Genomic DNA, 10,765 nt, shown 5'->3' with positions numbered 1-10,765 from the left:
TTACCTTGCTTGGTGCCGCTATTAGTTTTAGCTCTCAGGCGTATGCTTTGGATAGCTTTAAGACAGATGATTATTCGAGGAGGTGTCCCGAGAAAAACCAAGGGTACTTTTTGTCAAAGATGTTTACAACAGATAAATGTTACTACATTGCAGAAGAAATTAGCTGTGAATTAGGCACTGCGACAACGTGTGCTGATACTGGATTGCCAGCTTGTGATAGTGGTTTCAAACCAACGAGATTTGGGCCGAAAATAAAATGTGCCAAGAAAAAACCTCATAACCCCCTATATGCCCCTCTGGATGCTTTGTACGGTGAGTCAGGAGTCTTTAGCAATCTGGCTGATTACTATTCCGTTGGGTCGCAAGCGCGCGGACCTCTTCAAGAAGCTCAAATCAAATTTACAAGTCAAGACAATGAGGCTGTGGAACGAGCGCTAACAATGCTTTGGGAGAGATGGAAACATTACGATCAGAACGAGAATGATCTCGAAACTCGCAATAAGATAGGTTATCGTTATCTCGACACAGCCATGTATCGCCTCAAGACAAAACTTCTCGAACACAAAAGAATAATGGCTAAGGCTGAGGATTTGGAAGCCACTAAACGTCGTGATCCAAATTCAGTTAATACTCTTGAAATTGTACGTTTATTTGATGCTACATTTGAGAGTCTAAAAGCGGAAGTGAAGTATTACATGGAGCATATTTTTATAGATGAAAAATATGAACTTCATGAACTAATAGAAAACCGAAGAGAAGATTTCTACGAGATTAATGCTGGTGGGGATGACACTTTGATTCTTTTCAACAACGCCATACAGAAAGCGTCGGCATCTTTCTATGATCAGGCACTGATCTTGGTATCTTTTAACGTCCCTAAAGAAGAGCGAATGAGATGGGAAGAGAAGTACACAGAATGGCAGACTTATGTCAAGGATGCATATAAATCCTATAGGGCCCTTAAACTTGGCCGTAATATTAAGCCTTCTGTAGATAAAGCGTTAGAAGAGAGTCTTGAACGCACGGAAGAAGCGACTGCGGCGATGCTAGATCATGCAAAGTATATGGTTAGAGAAGGAACTATTTATGTACCCCATTATAAGAAATCTGATCCCAAATGTGAACAGCAAAATATCTGGAAAAACCAGTGTACGACGGGTGAGGTAGCAATTGCTGTAGTTAACGAACTATTCGAGACCAATGTCATTCGTTTTAACGATGAGCTTAAGACTGTGGACAGCAACAGCCGGAAAACAATTGTACATGAAGGCAAGACTTATGTTCAAAACGAGGACTCTAAGACTCTAAGTAAAAATGGACACACCGCGTCTTTCAATTATGTACGTACCTATCCAGCATGTGCTGGAAAAGCTGAACTAAAATTTGTTGACAACGAATATAACTGTTACGAGTTAATAAATGGAAGTAAAATTAAAAGAAAGTATTGAACTATGATCATTTTATGTTGAAAATTAGTGGTCTTGCTATTTAGGCAATTGACGTAAAATAAATTGACAGGCACCAAATCTAGGTTTAGTGCCTTTTTTATTTCCTTTTGGTGGGTAGACTTTTATCTATTGCACCATTGAGTGGCAGGTCAAAATCAAGGAGACCATTTTACCTAGGCTTCCTTATTTGACGACTTCCTTGAGCAAAGTTGTTTGTTTTGGATAGCCAACTTCAGCTGTAATTACCTTTTATGTCGTTCTGTTTCTATTTCTCATCGTGTAGCTTGTATGACAGTTCCGATAACAACTTTTTTTGTCGCTCCGGATTGCTCGTCAGTCAAGTCTTCACTGATAATGGTAATTTGTTTGCCTACCAATTCTGGGCTCAACAGTATGTCTCTGACATTATTGGGTGTTTGTTGCGTAATATGAACCCTGTGACTCGATAATTGTACTGAGGTTGAGCCTCCCATGGAGGCGATGGCTATGACTTGCCCTCTCAGTGTTTCTTGTGCAAAAGAGAAGCTAGGAAGCGTCAGTGTTATCAATAAAGCTAAGGTTTTTTTCATTAGTTCAGTGCCTTGTTAAAGTGAGCTGCAAAGCGTGTATTAGGCAAAAGTTATCCAATGTCAACAATCACTAAACTGTGCTTATATGCATATGATCACATATTATTTGCTTGGTTTTTAAATTATGCTGTGGGGCTAGATATTTTTACTGTCTAAAGTGTATTTAATGGACTGAGTAATAGGCCGTTTTTATTGATATTTACGCTTAAAAAATTTTTTTCTCTCATTCCTGTCACAAGTGATATTTCATCTAATAAGCTTAAAAAGTCTGGTTGAATTTTTAGGGCTAAGATTTAAGTGCGTTGGAGGGTTGATAATAGTGACAAAACAAGACAAAGACGTGAGAGCTTATCAGCAACTCTCTACTGGGAGTTTTTCAGATCCCTTTTCCTTTCTTGGTCCTGCTATTGATAAAGATCAGGGCATACTCAGAGTTTGGGTTCCTGGGGCAGAGTCGGTTTACTTATTAGTCGAACAAGAAAGGGTGGAGTTAGAGCACGAGTCTTATTCTGGTTTTATTCTCAAGCAATACGCTCCACTTAATGAGCAGTACTACCGTTTGGCCGCGGATTTTTCTGGCAGTGAGCAGATACTTGATGATCCCTACCAGTTCCACAATATCTATGCCGAATACGATGAGTTGCATGATCCCAAAGAGATGTATCGACATATGGGTGCACAACCCATGACGCTGACGCGTGGTGATGAGTGTATTTCGGGTGTGCGCTTTCTGGTGTCAGCACCTCATGCTTCTGCGTGCAGTCTCGTGGGTGAGTTTAATCAATGGGATGACCTCAGTTTACCCATGCAGCGCTTGGATTATGGCATATGGGGTCTATTTTTACCCAATATTAGCGCAGGAGAAAAATATGGATTTCAGCTAAAAGGTCCACGTGGTGAGCGCCTTCCTTTTAAAGTAGATCCATGGAGCTTTCATGCGAGTTTGAGTCCTCATTTTCTTTCTGTGACTTTTGATCATAGTGGCTATCAGTGGCAGGACGAAGCTTGGCAGACAAGAGAGATTGAGCCTATCTGTAAACAAGCGATTTCTGTCTACGAGGTACATTTGGGCTCATGGATGCCAACACAAGACGAAAGCATAAGCGTATATCGTCATCTTGCTGATACCTTAGCACCGTATGTGGCCGAAATGGGTTATACCCATATTGAAATTATGCCTCTGGCGGAATGGGTTGATGACACAGGTGTAGGGCAGTGTCCCGTGAGTTTTTTTGCTCCAACCAGCCGTTATGGCTCACCTGATGAATTCAAGCATTTCATTGATTGTTGCCATCAGGCCAATATTGGTGTGATTTTGGCTTGGGTTGCAGGACATTTTACGCCTCATGAGCAGGGTCTGGTCGAGTTCGATGGTACGACACTCTACCATCATCCAGACCCAAGAATTGGTCAAGACCAAGATTGCCACCTTTATTTTTTCGACTACAGTCGTGAACATATACGACGATATTTGGTTGCTAATGCACTATTTTGGTTAGAACAATTCCATGTCGATGGTTTAAGAGTGGACGGTGTCGCCTCGATGTTATGTTTGGATGATTCGCGCAGCCACGAACAGTGGCAACACAACATTGATGGTGGGAATCGAAATTATGATGCTTCGGCATTATTAAAATGGCTCAATGAAGAAGTTCATAAATGTTATCCGCGTGCTATCACTATTGCTGAGGATATCCGTATGTTGCAAGGTGTTTCCGAGCCCACTTTTATGGGTGGGCTTGGATTTAATTTTCACTGGCAAGTCGATTGGGTTCGTAGCTCACTTCACTTTATGGCAGCGCTGTGCACTGAACGAGAAGAAAGCCTAATCGATATGATTGAACCTCTGACATCGCTTATTGGTGAACACAGCATCTATCCTATATGCCATGATGAAATAGCGTATGGTAGAGGCTCACTACTCAATCAGATGGCAGGTGAAGGCAAAGACAAACTTGCCAATTACCGAGTTTACTTTGGTTATGTTTATGGTTTACCAACCAAAAAAATGCATTTTATGGGTTGTGAATTTGGTCAAAACGACGAATGGTGTCCTTCCAAGGCGATGCCTTGGCAATTATGTAACAGTGAAGCTCATCAAGGCCTAGATATTTTAGTTAGTGATCTTAACAAGCTTTATCGTTCTCAGGCCGCGCTGCATGAGTTGGATTGTGATCCAAGTGGTTTCCAGTGGCTAGCCAATGAAGATAGACACGAACTGATATTGGCCTACTCAAGGCAAAGTTCTGGGGATGATTACGTCTTGGTTATTTGTAATTTTTCGATGCATTATTATTCTGAGTCTCAGATAGGCGTCGCGTATGAAGGTGTTTACCAATTGCTCCTGAATACCGACGCAGCATGTTATCACGGTGATCAAGGCTTGGTATCAGAATCCGTAGAGTCTACCTATGTGAGTGGTGAGCATTTCAATCATTCGGTCACCGTATCTATACCGCCATTGAGCTGTCTGTATTACCGCTTGATTTAAAACTATTCAACTGCGTTATTTTCCTTGAGCTCAACACTTTGGTGTCGCTCTGAATCCTAACTTTGGTGTCATTTGTGCATAATAGCCTGATAAAAATGATGACAGAAATATAACAATGATTGCCTGAATTAATAGATAAAATAATTCGTTTAGAGATCAATTATTCCCGAGTAGTAAAACGTGACTAGGGTTGATCGTCAGTACCGATAGTTTTGGAGTTAGTTTGAAACGTTTATTTTCTGTCATCATGCCCACACTTGCTATGGTTGGTTGCCAGACGGGCGCAGAGTACCAAGCACCTTATGTCTTTCAATCAGATTGTGAGGAAGCGAGAGAACAAAATGTGATGCCATTGACGTTCGTGGTTGATAAGAATGCCTCACAGGCAAGAGTTAATGGTGAGATTTGCTCTGGATCGTATCAGGCGTTTCAATCCATGACTGAGTTTTATCCAGATATAAAATTATTACGTTTGCAAGATGTACCAGGCTCGTTGGATGATAAAACCAATGCACTATTGATGAGCAAAATTCATGACTTGGGCATCAGTACTCTATTAGAAAGTTCAAGCACTGTTACTTCTGGCGGTACAGATTTATTTCTCTCCGGCGTTGAACGCAAAGTCGAGAACGGTGCGCAAGTTGGTGTTCATTCATGGGCAGAGGAAGATGGCCAGGGTCGCGTTATTGAGGGCGCAGAGGTGCCTACAGAAAGTGCAGTACACCAGTCTTATATCGACATGTATAAGCAGATAGGTTTAGAGAAAGCTGAAGAATTTTATTGGTTTACTATGTACTCAGCAACATCTGATGAGATGCATTTCCTATCAGAAGATGAGCTCAAGTACTTTGGTATCAGCACTCCTACATTCAGCTTCTAATCTTTTAAGCTTGGATGCGAAAGGTCTTGGTATTTTGGCAATTGTTGTCTTAGCTTTAAAAATGTCTTTTTTGCGCTTTGTTTGGCAAGTCGGTTAATCAGCCAGTTGGGTAGTGCCCCTCCGGGGTTAGCAAAAGCGGTATACTCGATTAATGTCTTACCATTGGTGAGTTTTCGTAGCGACCAACTTGCACTGACGCTATGAATTCGAATATACCCTCGTTGCTCAGGCATCATGTCTTGTTTGGCATCTTTGATGGTGAGTGTAAAGCCCATCTCATCCTTACGGTATGAAGAATAAGTGACCATATCTCGGTTACTGGCTGGCCACGGCGCTGAGAATTGCGTGTAAACAATGTTCTCGCGTTGGGAAAGCTTTTCCAACACCCGACTGTGTTCAACATTATCTATCCAGTTTGGTACATTGTCGGTGTCTTCAAGTAACAACATAAAAGCACCATAACTGGTAGCGATAATGGTACGAGCCCGGATCTCGACCAACCCCTCTTTGTGAGGACGAGAATGTATCAAAATATCGTCACTGTCACTCTCGAGTATCCAATCTAAACTATCTTGTGCGTAAGCGTTCCCTGTATGGATTAATAGTGGATAAAAACACAAAATACGAAACACATGCCGTGCAAGGTTGAACATAAATACATCCCTTTATTCTAGATTTGATGAGGTTAGCTGCCTCTAGTACGAGATTTTTTTGCGTAAGGTTTTTGTTTGGCCTTTTATCGTTTTACTTTTTAGACGTCTCTCTTTCGAAGCTCTGGTTGGCTTAGTTTCGCGACGTTTTTTGATTACGATCATTGCTGATTGAATGAGTTCGAGTAGACGATTGAGTGCATCGTCTTTATTTTGTTCTTGAGTTCGAAAACGCTGCGCTTTAATCGTAATAACGCCCTGCTTGGAAATTCGACCGTCGTTTAACGCCATTAGTTTCTCTTTGTATACTGCAGGCAGGCTTGAGTTGGGAATATCAAACTGCAGGTGTATGGCAGAGGATACCTTATTCACGTTCTGGCCGCCCGCACCTTGCGAGCGAATCGCGGAGAGTTGAATTTCCCAAGATTGTAGCGTGACACTGTTCGAGATTTTAAGCATTATTTTTTGGTGTTGTTATTTCAGCGCTAGGATACCTTAATTGTACTCGATATCAAATTGACAGTAGGAAAAGAGCCCCCAACCAAAAACAATGCTTGCTTTTGGGATGAGGGAGCAAATTAATCTATGGTTGCGGCTAATTGATTGCCCATTGATATCAACTTATCTAAGATATGCTCACCGTCTACTCTGAGGCCATTGTGCTCGTATTCATTGGTTATCCAAGCTGCGGAGTTTGGAATATTGGCCAAAGTTTGACGACTCAAGTCCATGTCGACAAACATATCGTCTGCATAAACAGCGCAACTGACAGGTACTTTATTAGCCTGAAGCCTTTCAATATCATAAAGTGGCCCCCAGTCTTGCTTTTGTGCGAGAAGCTCAGCCGCTTGCTTGAGCGGCACAAGGTTGGTGTATTGGGTAAACATCCATGGAAAAACCATCTCTCCAGTAAAGTAAAATGTTTGGTTCGGCTGATATTGAAACTGAGGTAACGTCTCTTGTATGCGCTGTGCGCTCCAATCTGAAGCCTGCCCTTGGCAATAGATAGACTCGTGTAAAATGGCATAAATAGGGTGAGTATGAAAGCTTTGTTCCATCATGATACGATTGAGAAACTCGTAGCGCAGCCGATGTGTACCATTGACATCAATAAAGGCATTCTCTAAAGCGTAATAGGTGGGTAAGAAGCTATTACTGATACCAAAATTTATCCCAAGCTGCTGAAATTGCTCAACGGTCAAGCGCTGTCCGTTGGGTAGGTATTCTTCGGTTTCAAGCAGGTGGTTAGCAACACTTTGGCACAACGACTGTGCTTTCGGAAATTGCTTAAAAAAAGCATGGTTCTTTTCAACAACACGTTTAAACGTAGCCTGATAGACGACATCTGGGTGTCCGGTAACTGGAGGCACACCGCCTGTAATATAACTGCGCAGCAGGCTATCAGGGAATAGTGAAAGGTAAGTTAAAGAGCAAAAGCCACCGAAACTTTGACCTAAAATTGCCCATTTCTCGACCGCAAATTGTTGCCGAATTTGTTCTGCATCTCGAACTATATTGTCAGCGCGAAAATGACTTAAATATTCAGCTTGAGCCTGTGGAGATAAATGGGCGATAGTTTGATGAGTTATAGCGGAACTGTTTCCCGTTCCTCTCTGATCTAGGAGTAAAACTCGGTAATCTTTTAATGCTCGTTTTACCCAGCCTTGATGGCCGTTTTGTCGTGGGGAGGGAAAACCGGGCCCACCTTGAAAATAGACTAACCAAGGTTTGTCACTCGCATTCTCTGACGTTGAAGTTAAGGACCGTGCAAATACCTCAATGCTCCCCTTAGAACAATCGTCATAATCGAGAGGAAGCTGAAAAACGTGGGGTTGGTATTTTATGCCGTCATCCACAAACTCGCAGTAGTGATTCATGTAAATATCTCTCCTTGATATGGTATGTGTATGGTAACGTTTTCTCGATGATATACCAATTGGGTTCTTAGGAAATGAGGCGATGAGGGAGAACTATGATCTATACTAAGGCATTCGATAGTAAGCGTTTTTGTTTTGTTCCGATACATCAGGAACACGCAAGTGAGCTTTTTGAGGCAGTGAGTCACCCACTCTTTCCTAAGCCACTTGTGCTCGCTCAAATAAGAACACTAGAACAAGCTCATCACTGGTGCAAAGAGCGAGTCTCAGATTGGCAATCCGGTGAGACTTTTGTTTGGAGTTGTGTGGACAAAGCGAACCAATCCATAATTGGTCAAGTTACGATTCAGAAACGAGTTAATGGTTTAACACTGGCGTATTGGATAAATCCAGAGTTTTGGGGCAGAGGGTATGCAACAGAGATGTGTCGTGATGCTTTGGTGTATTTATCGGAGTCAGGGTATCAAGGTACCGTATGGGCGGGTGTTCATCACTGGAATACGGGCAGTTGCCGAGTTTTAGCTAAGCTTGGGTTTGAAAGAATAAAGTCTGGCGAGGAATTTCTTGAGTATAAAATCAGTATTTCTAACACAAAAATAGCCTGAACTGTCACAATTATAGATGTGCTAATTGTTGCTTATTTGTTATATATTTGTTGTCGATAAATCATAAACTTAGAGAGTAAGATATGAATAAGACAGCGTCATTAGTGGCTCTATCTGCGTTGCTGTTATGCAATCCAGTGTTTGCTGAGACAGAAACTATCGTCAACGAAACAGAACATTTACAAACCATCACCAATGTTCGTTGTTGGTATCGAACCGATTATTCACGTGATAGTGCAGCCACTGATTATGAATGGGCAAGGATTCCTGACGGCCGTTATTTCACTATTGAGGGATATTGGTGGGGTAATATGTTTTACACCGACACCACTCAGCAGGAAATACGTGATCAATGCTCAACAACTCTTGGTATAGCGAACTCGAATGCTGACGTCACTTACTTCGCTGCAAGCTTTCCTTGGTCACTCAATAATACGATATGGAGTAATGACTCAGCGGTAGAGTCTGAGAAAATTAACAAGATAGTATCATTCGGTGACAGCTTATCGGATACGGGCAATGTTTTTGGAGCTTCACAATTTCGTTTTCCTGATCGATCTAGCTGGTTTTTGGGACATTTTTCAAATGGCTTTGTGTGGACAGAGTATTTAGCTAGAGCAAAAAATTTGCCTGTCTATAACTGGGCTGTTGGAGGTTCAGGTGGTCAAAGTCAGTTCTTTTTGCTTAGTGGCATCAATGATCAGATTAAATCGTACTTGCAATATATGGACGAAACAGAAAACTATAATCCTTCTAATACCCTCTTTACTCTTGAGTTTGGCTTAAATGATTTCATGCAATTTGGTCGTAGTGCTGCTAATGTCAAGGATGATTTTGCCGAAGCCTTGGTAAGTCTTATTAACTCGGGCGCGAAAAACTTTCTTTTGATTACCTTACCTGATGTAACCAATGCACCTAAATTTCAATACTCTAGTCATGCAGAAGTTGAGTTCATCCGTAGCAAAATTCTCGATATGAATACGTTTATTCAAGAACAAGTCAACTACTATACTGGGTTAGGATACAACATGACTTTATTTGATACCTATGAGTTGTTTGAGCGAGTGATATCAAATCCTACTCCGTATGGCTTTGATAATGCTACCGAATCTTGTCTGAGCTTAAGTAGTTTTTCTTTAAGTGAATATTTTTATTGGCACTCCTTACGAGAAGAATGTGTTCGTATTGGCTCAGATAAATTCGTCTTTTGGGACAGTTTACACCCAACAACCGCTGTTCACCAATATGTCGCTGAAGAAATTCTAGCAAGTGGTGAACTAGAATCGAATCACTCTTTCTAGTTATTTGGGAATGCCCAAGTATTTTGACGTTATTTGGGTATCATCATTTTAACTTAAATAAAATATTAATTTCGAATAGTAGATTCCGTTACTCAATTTGATAACTTTCCATAGAAATCTACCACTATTCCCTACAGCGTGTCACAGAAATAATAGATATATATGATTTAATATTTACAAAATTTATTAATTTTTAAAGTGTCATGAATGTTAATTTATATATAAATAAGTTTTTTGTGGTTTGTTTTCTTATATTATTGTCCATCAATAGTTCTCAAGGTACAGAGGCTTGGTGCGGATTAAACCCTGAGGGAATTTGTCTTCGTGCTTTACACGAGGACAATAATAAGGTGAAAGCTTTATTGGATAGAGTAATTACTTATCAGACGATTTTTGTTGGGTATGATCTCACCTCAACACGTTCGTGGTTTGGTATGAATGAGCGTATGGGAGTCCTTGTTCATACTGATATTGCCTTAAATGCAGATTACAATGATGAAGCAAATGAGAGTGTTTGGTTTACAGCATATAGAGCGATCAATGCTCAATGTTGGCTTCGTTCAGAACTGCTGTACTTTTATGACGATTGGTCGGGAAAAAATATTATAGAAAGGCCCGTTAATTACCCTGGTTCAAAAGCTAATGGTGTCTTGCTTCAGGACATGATTAATAGAGTGAGCCCCAATGGATATTTAACAGATAATCAGGGGGAAGAAGTTTATTTCTGTCAAGAGGAAATCTCTGTTACAGGATAGATATACCCAAGTGACTTCAAAATGCAGGATTCAGAGCGATGCCACAGTGTTGAGTTTAAGGAAAATAACGCAGCGGAATAGTGGGCTCTTGCCAAGTTATTTGACGATGAAATCGGCACTGTGGCACGCTCCCAAAGGGCGAGTTGTCTTGCTTACATGCGTCGTTACCGATTTTCAATTTAGATGACT

At 41.1% G+C, this 10,765-nt stretch carries 10 protein-coding genes; 6 read left to right on the top strand and 4 right to left on the bottom strand.

Annotated elements, in window-relative coordinates:
• Positions 1-1,448: hypothetical protein (locus RH40_RS01225; protein ID WP_009599426.1), on the top strand; the 1,448-nt coding region annotated here is incomplete at its 5' end.
• 272 nt (positions 1,449-1,720) lie between these two features.
• Here the strand turns inward: RH40_RS01225 and RH40_RS01220 are convergent.
• Positions 1,721-2,017: a hypothetical protein gene (locus RH40_RS01220; protein WP_009599425.1), complete on the bottom strand. Its 297-nt coding sequence runs from the start codon at positions 2,015-2,017 to the stop codon at positions 1,721-1,723.
• 310 nt (positions 2,018-2,327) lie between these two features.
• On the opposite strand from RH40_RS01220, the gene glgB reads away from it, so the two are divergent.
• Complete coding sequence (gene glgB / locus RH40_RS01215; RefSeq protein WP_439144642.1) at positions 2,328-4,508, top strand: 1,4-alpha-glucan branching protein GlgB; 2,181 nt, start codon at positions 2,328-2,330, stop codon at positions 4,506-4,508.
• Positions 4,509-4,731: 223 nt separating this feature from the next.
• Positions 4,732-5,388, top strand: a complete 657-nt coding sequence (locus tag RH40_RS01210) for a hypothetical protein (RefSeq protein ID WP_009599423.1) — start codon at positions 4,732-4,734, stop codon at positions 5,386-5,388.
• On the opposite strand, the gene RH40_RS01205 is transcribed toward RH40_RS01210, so the two are convergent.
• The 3 genes from RH40_RS01205 to RH40_RS01195 form a co-directional block, all read right to left on the bottom strand.
• Positions 5,385-6,041 (bottom strand): START domain-containing protein, encoded by a 657-nt coding sequence (locus tag RH40_RS01205; protein ID WP_009599422.1) that lies wholly within the window; start codon positions 6,039-6,041, stop codon positions 5,385-5,387. The two genes, RH40_RS01210 and RH40_RS01205, sit on opposite strands and share 4 nt — an antisense overlap.
• 42 nt (positions 6,042-6,083) lie before the next feature.
• Positions 6,084-6,497 (bottom strand): alternative ribosome rescue aminoacyl-tRNA hydrolase ArfB, encoded by a 414-nt coding sequence (gene arfB / locus RH40_RS01200; protein WP_009599421.1) that lies wholly within the window; start codon positions 6,495-6,497, stop codon positions 6,084-6,086.
• A gap of 119 nt (positions 6,498-6,616) precedes the next feature.
• On the bottom strand, positions 6,617-7,915 hold the full coding sequence (locus RH40_RS01195; RefSeq protein WP_009599420.1) for an alpha/beta fold hydrolase: 1,299 nt from the start codon (positions 7,913-7,915) through the stop codon (positions 6,617-6,619).
• A 95-nt stretch (positions 7,916-8,010) separates the two neighbouring features.
• Between RH40_RS01195 and RH40_RS01190 the strand changes: the two genes are divergently transcribed.
• The 3 genes from RH40_RS01190 to RH40_RS01180 all read left to right on the top strand — a co-directional run bounded on the left by RH40_RS01190 (position 8,011) and on the right by RH40_RS01180 (position 10,576).
• On the top strand, positions 8,011-8,520 hold the full coding sequence (locus RH40_RS01190) for a GNAT family N-acetyltransferase (protein WP_009599419.1): 510 nt from the start codon (positions 8,011-8,013) through the stop codon (positions 8,518-8,520).
• 83 nt (positions 8,521-8,603) lie between these two features.
• The gene (locus RH40_RS01185; protein WP_009599418.1) at positions 8,604-9,821 is read left to right on the top strand and encodes an SGNH/GDSL hydrolase family protein; all 1,218 of its coding nucleotides are present in this window, start codon (positions 8,604-8,606) and stop codon (positions 9,819-9,821) included.
• A 203-nt stretch (positions 9,822-10,024) separates the two neighbouring features.
• On the top strand, positions 10,025-10,576 hold the full coding sequence (locus RH40_RS01180; RefSeq protein ID WP_009599417.1) for a hypothetical protein: 552 nt from the start codon (positions 10,025-10,027) through the stop codon (positions 10,574-10,576).
• The last annotated feature ends 189 nt before the right edge of the window (positions 10,577-10,765 follow it).

The organism is Vibrio caribbeanicus ATCC BAA-2122, assembly GCF_000165125.1.
In the GTDB taxonomy this organism is placed as follows: domain Bacteria; phylum Pseudomonadota; class Gammaproteobacteria; order Enterobacterales; family Vibrionaceae; genus Vibrio; species Vibrio caribbeanicus.
Note: the sequence above shows the minus strand (reverse complement) of the source record. Positions and strands in the feature narration are given on the sequence as shown.